Annotated in this window: 10 protein-coding genes and 1 pseudogene; 10 read left to right on the forward strand and 1 reads right to left on the reverse strand. The window is 41.7% G+C overall.

Going from position 1 to position 16,475, the window contains the following annotated elements; all coding sequences use genetic code 11:
* Nucleotides 1–23: 23 nt before the first annotated feature.
* Nucleotides 24–998: a FecCD family ABC transporter permease gene (locus tag NSS60_RS06555; protein WP_340720744.1), complete on the forward strand. Its 975-nt coding sequence runs from the start codon at nucleotides 24–26 to the stop codon at nucleotides 996–998.
* Nucleotides 995–2,008: a FecCD family ABC transporter permease gene (locus NSS60_RS06560; RefSeq protein WP_340720745.1), complete on the forward strand. Its 1,014-nt coding sequence runs from the start codon at nucleotides 995–997 to the stop codon at nucleotides 2,006–2,008. The genes NSS60_RS06555 and NSS60_RS06560 overlap by 4 nt, the downstream gene beginning before the upstream one ends.
* A gap of 33 nt (nucleotides 2,009–2,041) precedes the next feature.
* Here the strand turns inward: NSS60_RS06560 and speD are convergent, their stop codons facing one another.
* Nucleotides 2,042–2,812: an adenosylmethionine decarboxylase gene (speD, locus tag NSS60_RS06565; RefSeq protein ID WP_340720746.1), complete on the reverse strand. Its 771-nt coding sequence runs from the start codon at nucleotides 2,810–2,812 to the stop codon at nucleotides 2,042–2,044.
* Nucleotides 2,813–3,050: 238 nt separating this feature from the next.
* Here speD and NSS60_RS06570 point away from each other — a divergent pair, with 238 nt between their 5' ends.
* The 8 genes and pseudogenes from NSS60_RS06570 (at nucleotide 3,051) to NSS60_RS06605 (ending at nucleotide 16,047) form a co-directional block, all read left to right on the forward strand.
* Complete coding sequence (locus NSS60_RS06570) at nucleotides 3,051–3,377, forward strand: nucleoside triphosphate pyrophosphohydrolase (protein ID WP_340720747.1); 327 nt, start codon at nucleotides 3,051–3,053, stop codon at nucleotides 3,375–3,377.
* Nucleotides 3,370–5,775, forward strand: coding sequence for a DEAD/DEAH box helicase family protein (locus NSS60_RS06575; protein ID WP_340720748.1), 2,406 nt, complete (start codon nucleotides 3,370–3,372; stop codon nucleotides 5,773–5,775). The genes NSS60_RS06570 and NSS60_RS06575 overlap by 8 nt, the downstream gene beginning before the upstream one ends.
* A 176-nt stretch (nucleotides 5,776–5,951) precedes the next feature.
* Nucleotides 5,952–7,847, forward strand: a complete 1,896-nt coding sequence (locus NSS60_RS06580) for an N-6 DNA methylase (protein WP_340720749.1) — start codon at nucleotides 5,952–5,954, stop codon at nucleotides 7,845–7,847.
* A 155-nt stretch (nucleotides 7,848–8,002) separates the two neighbouring features.
* Entirely contained in the window at nucleotides 8,003–9,496 is a 1,494-nt protein-coding gene (locus NSS60_RS06585) for a class I SAM-dependent DNA methyltransferase (RefSeq protein ID WP_340720750.1), read from the forward strand.
* Nucleotides 9,486–10,820, forward strand: a complete 1,335-nt coding sequence (locus NSS60_RS06590) for a restriction endonuclease subunit S (protein ID WP_340720751.1) — start codon at nucleotides 9,486–9,488, stop codon at nucleotides 10,818–10,820. The genes NSS60_RS06585 and NSS60_RS06590 overlap by 11 nt, the downstream gene beginning before the upstream one ends.
* A complete protein-coding gene (locus NSS60_RS06595) occupies nucleotides 10,799–13,810 on the forward strand; it encodes a type I restriction endonuclease subunit R (RefSeq protein WP_340720752.1) in 3,012 nt (1,003 codons plus the stop codon). The genes NSS60_RS06590 and NSS60_RS06595 overlap by 22 nt, the downstream gene beginning before the upstream one ends.
* Nucleotides 13,811–14,389: 579 nt before the next feature.
* The gene (locus NSS60_RS06600) at nucleotides 14,390–15,547 is read left to right on the forward strand and encodes an ImmA/IrrE family metallo-endopeptidase (RefSeq protein ID WP_192953567.1); all 1,158 of its coding nucleotides are present in this window, start codon (nucleotides 14,390–14,392) and stop codon (nucleotides 15,545–15,547) included.
* 20 nt (nucleotides 15,548–15,567) lie between these two features.
* Nucleotides 15,568–16,047: pseudogene (locus NSS60_RS06605) on the forward strand (DUF4411 family protein).
* The last annotated feature ends 428 nt before the right edge of the window (nucleotides 16,048–16,475 follow it).

The raw sequence follows: 16,475 nt of genomic DNA on the forward strand, positions 1-16,475 counted from the left end.
TTTATGTAAATAGAAAAGAGAGGATGCGTATGCTGAAAAAATTTGTACTTGCTTTCACTTTATTGATTACGACATTCGTTTGTGCCATTGTGATCGGAGCGGCGGATACGACAATAAAAGACGTCTGGCTAGCGATCACAGCGCCAGAAACAAACAAAATAGCAACGATGATTCACGAAGTGCGCCTGCCGCGTGAATCCGCAGCTGTCGTCGTAGGTGCAGCCTTGGCTGTCGCTGGCGCCATTATGCAAGGGATGACGCGCAACCCACTTGCAGATCCGGGACTTATTGGACTAACGGCAGGAGCGAATGCGGCTTTAGCGATCGTGTTTGCTTTTTTTCCTTCTACAAACTATATACAAACGGTGCTCGCTTGTTTTGCTGGTGCTGCGTTCGGAGGCTTGCTCGTTTTTAGCGCGGGCGGTAAACAATTTTCACCGTTTCGGATCGTCCTAGCTGGTGCAGCCATTTCTACTTTTTTATACGCCGTCGCAGAAGGGATCGGACTTCTGTATAAAGTATCGAAAGACGTATCGATGTGGACGGCTGGCGGCATGATGGGAACGACATGGCACGAATTAAAAATCGTTACCCCGTTCATTTGTTTCGCGATGCTTATTGCTTTTTGGCAAAGCCGTCAATTAACAATTTTAAGTATGAGCGAAGAAGTAGCAGTCGGGCTTGGCCAACAACTGACGCGCGTCAAAGCAATTCTCTTTTTCGTCGTCATCGTTTTAGCTGGTGCGTCTGTTGCGCTCGTTGGCAATTTAGCATTTGTCGGTTTAATGATTCCACATCTTGTCCGTTCGTTTGTTGGAACGGATTATCGATTTATTTTGCCAATGAGTGCGATCGGAGGTGCGACATTTATGTTATTTGCCGATACGATTGCACGAATGATTCACGCACCATATGAAACACCCGTCGTCGCGGTTGTGGCTGTCATGGGGCTTCCATTTTTTCTTTTCATCGTGCGTAAAGGAGAGAAAATGCTATGATCGTACCTCAGTTACGAAAAAAACAGCGCATCATTTTGCTCGTTCTATTTATGTTCATCTGCATAACGGCCATCATCAGCATGGGAACAGGCTATTCTTCTTTATCTTTCGACCGTCTCATTCCGGTGCTTTTAGGTGACGGGACGTTTAAAGAGCAATTCATTTTGTTTTCGATTCGTTTGCCACGCATCGTTATTACGTTGCTTGCAGGTGTGGCATTAGCGTTGTCTGGTGCCATTTTACAAGTTGTGATGCGCAACGATTTAGCCGATCCAGGTGTTATCGGTATAAATGCGGGCGCAGGTGTTGGTGTCGCCTTGTTCTTTTTATTTGTTCCGATTCAGGCACAATCATTTGCTTACCTTATTCCGCTCGTCGCTTTTTGCAGTGCTCTCCTTACAGCGATTCTCATCTATACGTTGTCGTACAATAAACAAATAGGACTTCAACCGATTCGCCTCGTGTTAATCGGAATCGGTTTTGCTACGGCGTTTTCGGGATTGATGATCGTTCTTATTTCAGGAGCAGATCGTACGAGAGTCGATTTTATTGCAAAATGGTTAGCCGGCGGTATTTGGGGGCTCGATTGGGTGTTCGTTCTCGCATTGTTGCCGTGGCTCATCATTCTCGTTCCATTCGTTTTATATAAAGCTCATCGCTTGAATGCTTTGCAATTGAATGATCCTGTGGCCATTGGCATCGGTGTATCGCTCGATCGCGAACGACTCGTTTTACTATTGACGGCGGTGGCGCTTGCCGCATCGGCTGTTTCCGTCACGGGCGGTATCGCATTTGTCGGTTTAATGGCCCCACATATTGCTCGGGCGCTTGTTGGTCCTCGAAACGAGTTAAGTTTACCTGTGACGATGCTGATGGGTGGTGCGTTATTGTTGCTTGCTGATACGATTGGACGCAATTTAATTGAACCAGATGGCCTCCCTGCTGGTGTCATCGTGTCGATCATCGGTGCGCCTTATTTTGTATATTTGTTATGGAGAAATAAAAAATAACAGACAGAGCGCTCGTCTCTGTCTGTTATTTTGTCATGGATGCGGCATATTTTTTCCATAAAAAATTTCATCCATCTCTATGCGTAATTTATGTGTAATCGTATCTGCTTCTTCTTTTGTCAGTTGATCTTTCGACAGCTCAAACAAATAGCTATCTAAATCAAACTCGCGTAATTTGCATTTCGTATGAAAAATATGTTCTTGATACACGTTCACGTCAATCATATCGTATTGTTTGCGAATGTCGTCAGGAATGTAGTTTTGAATGGATGTAATATCGTGATCAATAAATAACTTTTTTCCTGAAGTGTCGCGTGTAAATCCTCGTACACGATAGTCGATAATCATAATATCGGTTTCAAATGAACGAATTAAATAATCAAGCGCCTTTAACGGCGAAATTTCTCCACACGTTGCAACATCAATATCAGCGCGAAACGTGCTAATTCCGTCGTTCGGATGATATTCTGGATATGTATGCACGGTAATATGGCTTTTATCAAGAGCGCAAACGACCGCTTGTGGCACAGGCGGTTCTTCTTTCGGCACTTCAATCGGTCCTTCTGATATAAGCATTGTGACGCTAGCCCCTTGAGGAACATAATCTTGCTTGGCGATATTCAAAATGTGCGCTCCAATCATATCCGCCACGTTTTTTAAAATATTCGTCAACCGTTCCGCATTATACACTTCGTCAATGTATGAAATATACGCTTCCCGCTCACTTGCGCTTGTCGTGTAACAAATGTCGTACATATTAAAACTAAGCGATTTCGTTAAGTTGTTAAAGCCGTGCAGTTTCATTATAAACCTCCCTTTCTTATGTATGCTGTTTATTATGTTGTCGATTTGTGAGGATTTGTATGTATGGCGAGAGGAAGGAAAAGATGAGGGAAAGGAATATGAGAAAGTGGGCTTTATTTTCTATGTTTATCTATTTCCTTTTATCTCTACAATAATGCCCTTGAGACAGTTTTTTATTTCAAAGGAGTGGGTAATATTGTAAAATAGAAAGAGATGAACAAGAAAAGGAGAGGATACGATGCCTGTTTATAATAAATTGGTTCGAGATTTGATTCCTAAAGTTATTGAAGAAGCAGGGAAGACATTTACAACGCGAACATTAAGTGATGAGGAATATCGCCAAGAACTGCGAAAAAAAGCGTTTGAGGAATTAGAGGAATATATGAATGCACCAGATGATGTCACAGCGGTCGAAGAGCTAGCTGATTTATTGGAAATTATTCATGCGCTTGCTGCATGTCACGGGGCAACGATGGAACAAGTCGAAGCCATTCGTGCATCGAAAGCGGAACAACGAGGAGGGTTTAAAGAGAAAATTTTCTTAATTGAGGTACACGATGAGTAAAGTCGAGTTTATTAAACGTCATTTGATCGAAAAGCTAAACGAGTATATCGAAACATCTTCAACAATTTATATTTTAACGTCGTTTGTGATGAAGTCGGGCGTAGAGGTCATAAAAGAACCGCTCCAACGTGCAGCGGAGCGGGGAGCCGATATTAAAATCTGTGCGGGCGATTATTTATATGTCACACAACCCGAGGCTCTGCGTCAGCTTATCACGATCCATCCGAACATTGAAGTTCGCTTATGGAAAAGCGACGGTGTTTCTTTCCATCCGAAAGCGTATTTATTTGAGAATGAAGATGATGGATATTTTATTATCGGTTCGTCCAATTTATCTCGTTCAGCGTTAACAAGCGGTGTAGAATGGAGTATCGGCATACATAAATGCGTGGAAGTAATGAATGAATTTTTAACGCTTTTTTACGCCGAACAAACGGTGCAAGTGAATGCCGAAACGTTACAACAGTATGAAGAACAATATGCTATTTATCATCAACGTCATACGAACCTCGTGCGACAATGGACGAAGCTAGAGGAAGTAGAGTTGATGCTTCCAACGACAAAGAAAGAAGAAACGGAAATGATTTATGATGAAAGGGCTTCATATGGGACCATTCAGCCGCGCTTTGCGCAAGTAGAAGCGCTTGCTCAGCTAGAGGCTACATACGAAGAAGGTTATGATCGCGCGATGGTCGTTATGGCAACAGGGCTAGGTAAAACGTACTTGGCTGCTTTTTTTGCCCGAAAGTTTCAAAGAGTGCTATTTGTAGCGCACCGCGAAGAAATTTTACATCAAGCGAAGCGGTCGTTTGTGCAAGTGCTTTCCGATAAGACGTTTGGCATTTACGACGGCAAAATGAAAGAAGGGCAAGCCGATGTCGTCTTTGCGTCGATTTTTACGCTAAGCATGAAAAAACATTTAGAAATATTTGCGAAAGACGCGTTTGATCTCATTGTCATTGACGAATTTCATCATGCCGCGGCGAAGTCATATGAACGGGTGCTTGCGTATTTCCAGCCGAAATTTTTACTTGGCATTACCGCGACGCCTGATCGTAATGACTATAAAGACGTATACGCGCTTTGCGACGGAAATGTGGCATACCGCATTGATTTTATCGAAGCGGTACAACGCGGGTGGCTTGCCCCATTTCACTATTATGGCGTATATGACGATACAGATTATACGAAAATCGCTTGGCGCGGCAACCGCTACGATGAAGAACAACTATTGCAAGCACAACTTCGTCACGAAATGGCAGAACGCATTTTGCAAGCTTGGGAGAAATATAAGCAAACGAAAACGCTCGTGTTTTGTTCTTCCATTCGCCAAGCGGATTTTTTGGCCAATTATTTTAACGAACACGGCTACCGCACGGTGAGTTTGCATTCAAAACAAGTACATATTACACGCACGAAAGCGATTGAACTACTCGAAAAAGGCGAATTAGACGCGATTTTCACCGTCGATTTATTTAACGAAGGCGTCGATATTCCAGCGGTTGATACGCTATTATTCGTCCGTCCGACCGAGTCATTAACGATTTTCACCCAACAAGTCGGGCGCGGCTTGCGTCTTCATCCAGAAAAACAATATTGCGTCATTATCGACTTAATCGGAAACTATCGCAATGCCGATGTGAAACTCGCCTTATTCGATACGCAAAAAGAAGAAAGAAAAAAACAAAAGTCTATGATCCCTGTTGCCCCTGACGGATGTGTTGTCGATTTTGATGTTCGTGTCGTTCACTTATTAGAAGAAATGCGCAGAAAACGCCAACCACGCAAAGAAAAATTATTAGTAGACTATTACGACGTAAAACAACAGCTCGGCCGCCGTCCGACGTACTTGGAACTTCATTTGCATGGACGAAGTGAAGCAAAAGAATACAGGGACGAATTCAAATCGTACGTCGGCTTTCTTTACTGGGCAGATGAATTGTCCGAGCGGGAAAAAGAAGTGTTTTTAAAGTACGAGTCATGGCTTATCGAAGTCGAGCGAACAGTGATGACAAAAAGCTACAAAATGGTCGTCTTGCAGGCGATGCTAAACCGAGGGACGTCACGTTGGCATTTGCCAATGACACCAACCGAAGCCGCACCATTTTTCCATCAATATTTGACGGAAAAAGAATACCGAAAACGCATCGACTTCTCCGACGGGGAAACGAAGCGCTTATGGCAATACGACGAGCAAAAAGTCGCCAAACTCATCACCAAAATGCCGATGACAAAATGGAGCGGCAGTTCCAATGGGCTTGTTTCGTTTGAAAATAACGTCTTCTCGCTCAACTTCTCCATCGCACCAGAAGACGAACATATGCTATACGAATGGACGCAACAGATTTGCGAGTATCGGTTGCATGTGTATTTTGAGAAGAAAAGTGGGGGGAAGTAGGGGGACGGTGCTGTTAGCGCTGTCCTATTATTTATAATAAGTAATTTAATTACTAAAAAATTATTGACTATTTATTCTTTAATGAGGTATATTTTGTATAGAGTTTATTTTAATAACGGTTATCCACAAAAGATAATATCATTACTAACTAAAAATAATTGTGGGGTGTCTACTTTATGAACTACGAACAGGAATTATTTTCATTGTTTGAGATGCTGCGGGAAGAGGCGACTGTCAGTGATTCACTCCAAATAATTACATCCGTAGCAAGCGTCAAATTTTTAGAATTACATAAAGAACAGTACAATCTGCCCACTACCCTTACGTTAGAGTTTCTTTTAAAAGAAGGTGCGTTTTTAGCGGAAAAATTAAAAGCGATGTTAAATGAATTAGAGGGACGAATTCCTTTTTTAAAAGGGGTTTACGAACCACTTTATTCGTCCATTCCGTTCAGCGACAGCACATTGTATCGTCTGTTCTCTCGCATTCATTCGCTCGCCTTATCGAAAGAGCAATGGACGGAATTTGTGGAGGTGTTGTTCGCGCGTGTCAGTCATATGGATACATATGCAACAGGCATCGTTTCCACACCTAGCAGCGTCAATGAACTTGGCATCCGAATGTTGCAGATGCAAAGCGGAAGTTTTTATGACGGGACGTTTGGATTGGCTGGAACACTATGTGCCGCCCACCACTACGCCTTGCGAAACGATCTAGACATTTCGTTATATGGCCAGGAAATGCATCCGCAAACGTGGGCGCTTGGGAAATTACGCTTACTATTTCACGGCCGCACAGACGCTCAGTTAGCGCAAGGGGATACATTGACACAACCAGCGTTTGTCGAAGGGAACATGCTGAAAAAATTTGATTATGTGATGATGGACTTCCCGTTTGGGGTGAAAATGACGAACTATGAAGCGATTATCCATGATCCGTTCCATCGCTTTGTATACGGGAAGTTGCCGCGCACAAGTGCCGACATGGCGTTTGTATTACACGCCTTATCTTCGTTAAATGAAACGGGAAAAGCTGTTCTTGTTGTCCCGAATGGAACGCTGTTTAGAGGCGGCCCTGAAGCGGTGATACGAGAACATTTATTAGCTGCGGACGTCATTGAAGCAGTCATTGCCTTGCCAGTACCGCTGGGCAACACAGCTGTTCAAACGAATTTACTTGTGCTAAATAAAAACAAAGCCGCTGAAAGAAAAGGCAAGGTGTTGTTTATTAACGCAGAAAACGAGTACGCAGAAGGCTGGAGAAGGAGAAAGTATCTCGGGGAAGAGCACGTTCGTAAAATTGCAGAAATCTACCATAACGGGCTAGAAATCGAGGAAATAAGCCAATTTGTTATGGTGCAAGACATTCAAGAAACGAATTTACTAAGTAGCCGGTATTTGCAACACAGCGAATTGGAAATCGAGCCGTATGGAAAAGTCAAATTCCATCTTGAACGAATCAAACAATCGACGCAAGTACAGCCGTTAAAGCAGCTTGGCACGTTTTATCGCGGCATCAACATTTCCGCGAAAGATGCGGAAACGGAAAATGGGGAATATAAAGTCATTAAATTATCAGATGTCCAAAACGGCGAACTATTAATCGAGCAACTCGCCTCTTACGAAATTAAAAACAATGCAAAAATCGAATCATATCTTGTTCAAGAAGGCGATGTCATTATTTCCAGCCGCGGCATGGGAATAAAAGTTGCGGTCATCCCACCGCATGAAGGGAAAATATTAATCTCTCATAACTTTATCGGCATTCGCTTAAATGAAACGATTGATCCGTTTTATTTAAAAACGTTTTTAGAAAGTCCGGTCGGGCAATATTTGTTGCTAAGCAAGCAAGTAGGAACGAACGTATCGATTTTAAGTATAAAAGACTTAGAAGACATTCCGGTTCCAATGCTACCTTTAAGCGAGCAACAGGAGATGATGAAATCCTATCTCCAAGAGCAAGAGCGGCTTGACCAACAAATCAAACAACTACAGCAACAACAACACGAAACCAAACTAAAACTGTACGAAAAAATGGGCATTCGTTCGGGGTTTGAAATTATCGGGTCGTAATACTGAAGCTCCTCTTCAATGGTGCATGCGCTCAGAAGAGGGGCAAAATAAAGAAAATGATGGAAAAATATACTTTCCTTAAATTTGAAAATGGTTTTTATGGTAAAATAGACAAGAGATCCGTTGTTTATGTAAAAAATGAAAGGGGTAATAACATGGCAACAATCGGTTTTGAGGAAAAGTTATGGTCGGCGGCGGATAAGCTGCGAAACAATATGGATGCAGCAGAATATAAACATGTCGTATTAGGTCTTATTTTCTTAAAATACGTTTCGGATACATTTCAAGAAAAATGGGAAGAGCTTATGAAAGAGGATCCAGATTTTGCGGGAGACCGTGATGCGTATATGGCAGATGGGGTTTTCTGGGTGCCAGAAAACGCACGTTGGAATTACATAGCAGAACGTTCGAAGTCACCAGAAATTGGTAAAATAGTTGATGAAGCTTTGGATGCTATCGAAAAAGAAAATGATAGTTTAAAAGGGGTGCTCCCGAAAAATTACTCTCGTCCAGAATTAGATAAACGCATTTTAGGAGAAATCATCGACTTATTTTCTAACATTGACGTCGGTGGAAGTGAAGCAAAAGAAAAAGACGTGTTAGGGCGAGTGTACGAGTACTTCCTCGGCAAATTTGCCGCAAGTGAAGGAAAAGGAGGCGGTGAGTTTTATACGCCAAAATGTGTCGTTAAACTAATGGTCGAAATGATTCAACCATTCAAAGGATATGTGTACGACCCGGCGTGCGGTAGCGGTGGAATGTTCGTGCAATCGATAAAATTCGTTGAAGAACATGCTGGAAATAAGTTTGATGTTTCCATATACGGTCAAGAATCGAATCCGACGACATGGAAGCTGGCAAAAATGAACTTGGCGATTCGCGGCATTGAAAATAACCTAGGTCCGAAACATGCTGATACGTTCCATGAAGATTTACACCCGACTTTAAAAGCGGATTATATCTTAGCAAATCCACCGTTTAATGACAGCGATTGGGGACAGCCGAAATTAGTCGAAGACCCGCGTTGGAAGTTCGGTGTACCACCGGCAGGAAACGCCAACTACGCATGGCTGCAACATATCATTGACAAGTTAGGACAAAACGGAAAAGCGGCGGTTGTGTTAGCGAACGGTTCGTTATCATCCACGACTTCTGGCGAAGAGGAAATTCGCAAAAACATAGTCAATGCCGATTTAGTTGACGCAATTATCGCTTTACCAGAAAAATTGTTCTATACAACACCTATTCCAGTTTGTATTTGGATTTTAAACCGTAACAAGAAAAATCTGGGGAAAACATTATTCATCGACGCTCGCAAATTTGGACAGCTCGTCACACGTAAATTGCGTGAGTTAACAGACGAAGATATACGTAAAATTGCGGATACGTATATCAATTGGCAAAACAATGATAACTACGAAGACGTTCAAGGTTTTTGCAAATCCGCTTCACTCGAAGAAATTCGTGAGCACGACTATATCCTAACGCCGGGACGCTATGTCGGCATCGAAGAAGAGGAAGAAGACGGAGAACCATTCGAAGAAAAAATGGAACGGCTCACAACAACATTAGCAAAACAATTCAAGAAATCGAGAGAACTGGAAGAAGAAATTCGCAAGCAGTTGGGGGGGATAGGGTATGAGTTGTAGTGAATGGAAGGAAGTAAAATTAATAGATGCTGTAGAGATGAATCCTAGAACGATCTTAAAAAAAGGAACTCTAGCCAAAAAAGTATCTATGCAAGACATAGCGGAATTCACGAGAAAAATACAGTCATATGAAATTGCAGAGTTTACATCCGGTTCAAAATTTAAAAGTGGTGATACTCTGTTTGCAAGAATAACTCCATGTCTAGAAAATGGTAAAACTGCTTATGTTGATATTCTTGAGGATGATGAAGTTGCTTTTGGTTCTACAGAGTTTATCGTGTTCAGGGCAAAAGAAGGAATAACTGACGGCAAATTTGTATATTACTTAACTATTTCACCGGAATTTAGAAATATAGCAATAAAATCTATGACCGGTTCATCTGGTAGACAAAGAGTACAAAATGATGTGTTAGCTAACACCATTATTAATCTGCCACCATTACAGGAGCAAAAAAGAATAGCGCATCTGTTATCTGTAATTGACGACAAAATCGAGCTCAATAACGAAATGAACAAAACGTTGGAAGAAATAGCCCAAGCTATTTTCCAACGTTGGTTTGTTGATTTCGAGTTTCCAAATGCAAACGGAGAACCGTACAAATCAAGCGGCGGGAAGTTGGTGGAAAGTGAGTTGGGGATGATACCTGAAGGATGGAAAGTTGGAAATTTTAGAAATTTAACAGAAAATGTAATCGGAGGTGATTGGGGAAAAGAATCGCCTCAAGGAAATTATATAAAAGAAGTATATTGTCTAAGAGGAACGGATATCCCTGAGATTTCAATCGGTAGGGACGGGGCATTGCCTAAGAGATATATATTAGAAAGAAATTTTAATAACAAAAAATTAAATAATGGGGATTTGGTGGTTGAAATATCAGGGGGGAGCCCTACACAGTCTACTGGAAGAATAACGTATGTGAACGAAGAAGTGTTGTCTAAATTCCAAATGGGTGTAGTTTGTACAAATTTTTGTAGAGCAATTAATTTGATTAATAAGAAATTTACCGAGTTTTTCTATTTTTATTGGAAAAAGCTCTATGATGAACGAGTATTTTTTCAGTATGAGAATGGAACAACTGGTATAAAAAATCTAGATATTAATTCATTCTTAGACAAGTATATGATTGTAATACCAGATGATAGTATTATTCAATCTTTCCACAGTGTTACTAGCACTTTTTTAAGAAAAATTCAAGAAAATGGAATTGAGAGTAAAAAATTAGTAACAATCAGGGACACCCTTCTCCCAAAACTTATGTCCGGAGAAATTCGTGTCGTTGACGCCGAACGGGAGGTGGAAGCGTGTTTACAGAAGAGCAGCTAGAGCAAGCGGTCATTGAATATTTCCAAGAGCTCGGCTACCCATATATGCCAACGAAGGAGTTAAAGCGAGATAAAAAGGAAGTTTTATTGCTCAACCGTTTGGAAGAAGCGTTAGTGAAATTGAATCCAGAAGTGCCTGTCGAGATCATTCGCGAGGCGATGCGAAAAATCCGCTATTTTGAAACAAATGACGTATTTACGAACAATAAAATGTTTCATAAATACTTAACAGAAGCGGTAGTAGTGCCTGAGCTTGTGCATGGGGAGACGGTTTACCATCATGTTCGACTCATCGATTGGGAAAAGCCAGAAAACAACGATTTTCTCGTTGTCAACCAGTTAGAAGTCATCGAAAAAGGACAGGAGAAAATCCCAGACATCGTGCTGTATGTCAACGGTCTGCCGCTTGTCGTATTTGAGTTAAAAAGTACGTCACGCGAAGAAGTCAATATTGAAGATGCATATAAGCAGCTAAAAAATTATATGAACGTCCACATCCCTTCATTGTTCTACTACAATGCGTTTCTTATCATTAGCGATGGGATTCAGGCGCGTGCGGGAACGATCACCGCGCCGCTTGACCGGTTTATGGCTTGGAAGAAAATTAGTGCCGAAGATGAAGTAATGGAAAACCGTGAGTTAGAAACATTAATGTTTGGTTTATTTGAACCGAAACGTCTTTTAGATGTCATGTTAAACTTTACGTTATTTACAAACGAAGCAAAAATTATGGCGGCGTATCATCAATATTATGGAATGAACAAAGCGATTGTTTCGACAATCAAGGCGATTGGAAACGGTGGGCGCGCAGGGGTTATTTGGCATACGCAAGGAAGTGGGAAAAGTTATTCCATGGTGTTCCTTGCTGGGAACTTAGTGAAACGGGAAGAATTGAAAAATCCAACGATTGTCGTCATTACCGATCGGAATGATTTAGACGGACAACTATTCGAAACGTTCTCCGGAGCAAGTGAATTTTTGCGGCAAACACCACAACAGGCCGAAACGCGGAGCCATATAAAAGAGCTATTGGAAAATCGCCAAACTGGTGGCATTATTTTTTCAACGATTCAAAAATTTGAAGAAGAAACTGGCTTGCTTTCTGATCGAGAAAATGTCATTGTCATGGTTGATGAAGCTCATCGCACACAATACGGTGTCGATCCGACATACGATATTGAAACCGGTGAACAAAAGTACGGCTATGCGAAATATTTGCGGGAAGCTTTGCCGAATGCGACGTATATCGCGTTTACTGGCACGCCGATTGAAACAACGGACAAATCGACGACTGGATTGTTTGGTGATGTCATTGATGTGTATGATATGACACAAGCGGTTCAAGACGGGGCAACCGTGAAAATTTATTATGAATCCCGGTTGGCGAAGGTAAAACTAGACGAGAAAAAAATGAATGAAATTGATCAAGAATATTGGAAGATGCAAGTTAACGAAGGCGTTGACGACTATATTGTGGAACAAAGCCAGAAAAGCTTGAGTCGCATGGAGCAAATTATCGGCGATAAAGACCGGATTAGGGAAGTCGTAGCCGACATTATTAGCCATTACGAGGAACGCAAAAATCTCGTTGCAGGGAAAGCGATGATTGTCGCCTATTCGCGAAAAACAGCATTTGCGATGTATCAAGAAATCATGAGACAACGCCCCGATTGGAAAGAAAAAGTGAAAATTGTCATGACAGAAAACAACCAAGATCCAGAAGAATTGGCGAAGCTTGTTGGGAATAAACAAACGAGGAAACAGCGGGAGAAAGAATTTAAAGATGTCAATCATCCGTTCAAAATCGTGATTGTTGTTGATATGTGGCTAACCGGTTTCGATGTTCCAGCGCTTGATACGATGTATATCGATAAACCGATGAAGGCACATAACTTGATGCAAGCCATCGCCCGCGTCAATCGTGTCTATCCAGGCAAGACAGGCGGTTTGATCGTCGATTATATCGGTTTAAAGAAAAATTTAATGGAAGCACTGCAAACGTATACGAAACGCGACCAAGATAAAGTGCAAGAAAACAGCCAAGCTCGCGACATCGCGTTAAACATCCTCGAAGTGTTGCGCAACATGTTCTATTCGTTTGATTATCGTGCCTTTTTCGGTGATAGCGATAAAAAGCGCTATGAAGTCATTCGCGACGGAGCGGAATTTGTTCAACAAACAGAAAAAAGAAAATCGCTGTTTATGACGGAAACGAAAAAGTTGAAAGATGTTTATAAAATTTGCACCGGTTTGCTTTCCAAAGAGCAAAAAGAAGAAATTTCCTACTTTATTGCCGTTCGTTCGTTTATCATGAAATCTTCGCGAAAAGGAACACCGGATTTAAAAGAAGTCAATGAACGAATCTCAAACATGTTAGAAGAGGCAATTTTAGAAGATGAAGTGATGGTATTAACGCAGGCTTCTTCATCCGAGAGTTTTGACTTGTTAAACGAAGAGAATATAAAGAAACTTCGCGCGCTGCCGCAAAAGAACATTGCCGCTAATATTCTCATGCGCGTCTTGAAGGAAAAATTGCAAGATGTGAAAAAGAAAAACATGACGGTCAGCAAGGCGTTTTCCAAACGCTTTGAAAAAATATTAGAAAAATACAACAACCGTAACGATTATACGGATGTATACGAAGTATTTGAAGAACTCATTAAATTTAAAGAAGAATTGGAAGCAGCGATCCAAGCAGGGAAACAACTTGGTTTAACGGATGAGGAAAAAGCATTTTTTGATGTGTTAGGCTCAGATCCGGATATTAAAAAATTAATGGAAGATGAAATTTTAATCAAAATCGCGAAAGAGCTGGCAAAAACAGTGAAAGAAAATCGTACGCACGATTGGGATAAAAAAGAACAAGCACAAGCACGCATGCGCTTGCAGATAAAAAAAGTGTTACGAAAATATGATTATCCGCCAAACAAACAGCCGAAGGCGGTTGAGGATGTGTTAGAGCAGGCGAAGTTGCAATGTATGAATATGTGAAGCAGATAGAGAGTCCCTGTGTGGGGAGACAGTAATTATGGAATTGCTGTCTCTCTTGGGAATTTGTTTATTAACTAAATAAACGTTATTCAATAATTTTGTAAGGGGTTTCTTGTTTATATGGAAAGAGCATTTGATCAATTAGGGAAGCTTGTTCATGCAAAAAACGCACATAAGTATGGCATAGCGAACAGTGCCTGTCACTGTTCGCTCGAGCCAGCACCATGATCTACAACAAAATCCGTATTACTACCTTCGCTATCTTTTTAAGAAGCTTCCCAATATGGATTTGTCAGACAAGCACGCATTGGATCGAATGCTTCCTTGGTCAACCACACTCCCTTATGTATTGCTTTTGATCAGCTAACTAAATAATACCCTAAGCCCCGGCCTTCAAAAAAGGTAGGGGCTATTTGGCGTTTACCTTTTAAATCGGTGTCTGACACACCGCAAATTGTTCGCGGACGTGGAACATACGAATATGGAATGTAGAGCGGTTCGACCGCAGATAAAAAGCACTCACTCCCTTCTCCTTTTCCATCATTTGTGTCATACTGTATGTAAGAGGAGGGGCACATGATGACGAAGGTTGAGGTAAAACCGAGTGTTTTGCAATGGGCGATGAAACGTGCGGATCGTTTGGATAAGCTGAAAGATCAGTTTCCTCATATCGATAAATGGATTAGCCAGGAGAGCCAACCGACGTTGAAGCAACTCGAAAAGCTTGCGAAAGCGACGTCTATCCCTCTTGGTTATTTCTTTCTTCCGAGTCCGCCGGAGGAGAAGTTGAGCATTCCCCATTATCGTACGGTGAAGGATGAAGGAGCCACGCAGCCGAGTCCCAATCTTTTGGAAACGGTTCAAACGATGGAGAGACGGCAACAATGGATGCGCGATTATTTAATTCGATTAGGCAACCAACCTTTGGATTATGTAGGCCGTGCGAACTTATCAACGAATCCAAAGCTCGTTGCCCAAAATATGAGAAAAACGTTAGGGTTAGAAAATGATTGGGCATCGAGGCAGCCGAATTGGCAGGAAGCTTTACGAAACCTCATTAAAAAAATTGAAGATATTGGGATTATCGTGGTCATTAACGGAGTAGTCGGAAATAATACGCATCGAAAATTAGATGTTGCTGGGTTTCGCGGCTTCGTCCTTATTGATGACTATGCTCCCTTAATATTTGTGAATGGGAGAGATGGGAAGGCCGAACAAATGTTTACATTGGCGCACGAACTTGCCCATGTTTGGTATGGGACTAGCGCTGCGTTCGACTTAGCCAATCTTCAACCTGCTGATATTAAAATTGAAAGTATGTGTAACACAGCTGCAGCGGAGTTTCTTGCCCCTGAAGACGAATTGCTTCGTTTATGGAAGCGTGTCGGCACGTCAGAAGATCGTTTTAAACAAATCGCCCGCCATTTTAAAATCAGTGAAATTGTGGCTGCCCGCAGAGCTCTAGACTTAAAACTGATTGCAAAAGAAGAGTTCTGTTTGTTTTATGAAGCGTATATTAAACGGTTCCGACAAGAGGCGGAAGAAGCGAAAACGGACGGTGGGGGCAACTTTTATGCTATTCAAAATATGCGCATTGGCCGCCGTTTTGCTGAAGCGGTGATACGAGCTGCAAAGGAAGGAACGATCCTTTACCGTGAAGCCTATCGATTGACGGGGCTATCCGGAACCACTTTCGATAAGTTTGCTAAATATGTCGATGGCGGGAGATTTGTATGAGCCCTAACCATAAGTTTGTGATGGATACGAATGTTTTCATTGAAGCTTATAAACGGTATTATTCTTTTGACATCGCTCCTTCCTTCTGGAACGCTTTAGTTCAGCATGCGGAAAGCGGTTGCATCATCAGCATTGACCGCGTGAAACAGGAAATGAATAGTTTCCATAAAGAAGATGAATTGAGCAAATGGGCGAATGAACATTTTGCTGGATGGTTTGAACCGACGGATAAGCCGGAGGTTATTAGCACATATGGGCACATTATAACGTGGGCCGTTCAGTAAAACCAATATCATGATGCAGCTAAAAGCGAGTTTGCAAGCGCGGCGGATAGCTGGCTCATCGCGTTCGCAAAAACATACGATTTTACAGTCGTGACACATGAGCAATTTGACCCCAATTCCAAAAGGCGAATCCTCATTCCAAATGTTTGCCGCGCATTCAACGTGCCTTACGCGGATACCTTTGATATGTTACGCTGCTTAGGTGTTAAATTTTAGTATCATGCGTATTCCGTCCTTTTTGTACTGGAGAATTTGCAAAAATAATAGATTAGAAATGTGGCTCCACTGTTTACAGAACAACAATGTGTGAGATATTTTTTGTCAGCGGTCGAATCAGCTATAACCGAATTCGGAATGCAGCAGGGCGAGTGGCGCGATTGTTATGAAACGGTCGGTAAGTTAATGCAGTGCTTTCTTTTTCACCACTTTCTTATTGCTGAGGGGATTTTTTGAATTCCCTCAGCTTTATTATTGTTTAGCGTGTATCGCTTACTTGCCTCTATCCATTGAGCGCTTCTTTAAGATTACGTTAGGTCACATCGATAAGCTTGGTGATTATTTCCTTACCCATGAAATATATATAGGTGATATATATAAAGATAGGTGGTTTTAGGTGTGTGGCAGTTTTTTCGTTTACAAGTCGC

Source organism: Anoxybacillus sp. FSL W8-0382 (assembly GCF_038003845.1).
In the GTDB taxonomy this organism is placed as follows: Bacteria; Bacillota; Bacilli; order Bacillales; family Anoxybacillaceae; genus Anoxybacillus; species Anoxybacillus flavithermus_G.

Coding starts and splice junctions, on each gene's coding strand:
- NSS60_RS06580 (WP_340720749.1), top strand. CDS start 5,952: ATGAACTACGAACAGGAATTATTTTCATTGTTTGAGATGCTGCGGGAA.
- speD (WP_340720746.1), bottom strand. CDS start 2,812: ATGAAACTGCACGGCTTTAACAACTTAACGAAATCGCTTAGTTTTAAT.
- NSS60_RS06560 (WP_340720745.1), top strand. CDS start 995: ATGATCGTACCTCAGTTACGAAAAAAACAGCGCATCATTTTGCTCGTT.
- NSS60_RS06555 (WP_340720744.1), top strand. CDS start 24: ATGCGTATGCTGAAAAAATTTGTACTTGCTTTCACTTTATTGATTACG.
- NSS60_RS06575 (WP_340720748.1), top strand. CDS start 3,370: ATGAGTAAAGTCGAGTTTATTAAACGTCATTTGATCGAAAAGCTAAAC.
- NSS60_RS06590 (WP_340720751.1), top strand. CDS start 9,486: ATGAGTTGTAGTGAATGGAAGGAAGTAAAATTAATAGATGCTGTAGAG.
- NSS60_RS06600 (WP_192953567.1), top strand. CDS start 14,390: ATGACGAAGGTTGAGGTAAAACCGAGTGTTTTGCAATGGGCGATGAAA.
- NSS60_RS06570 (WP_340720747.1), top strand. CDS start 3,051: ATGCCTGTTTATAATAAATTGGTTCGAGATTTGATTCCTAAAGTTATT.
- NSS60_RS06585 (WP_340720750.1), top strand. CDS start 8,003: ATGGCAACAATCGGTTTTGAGGAAAAGTTATGGTCGGCGGCGGATAAG.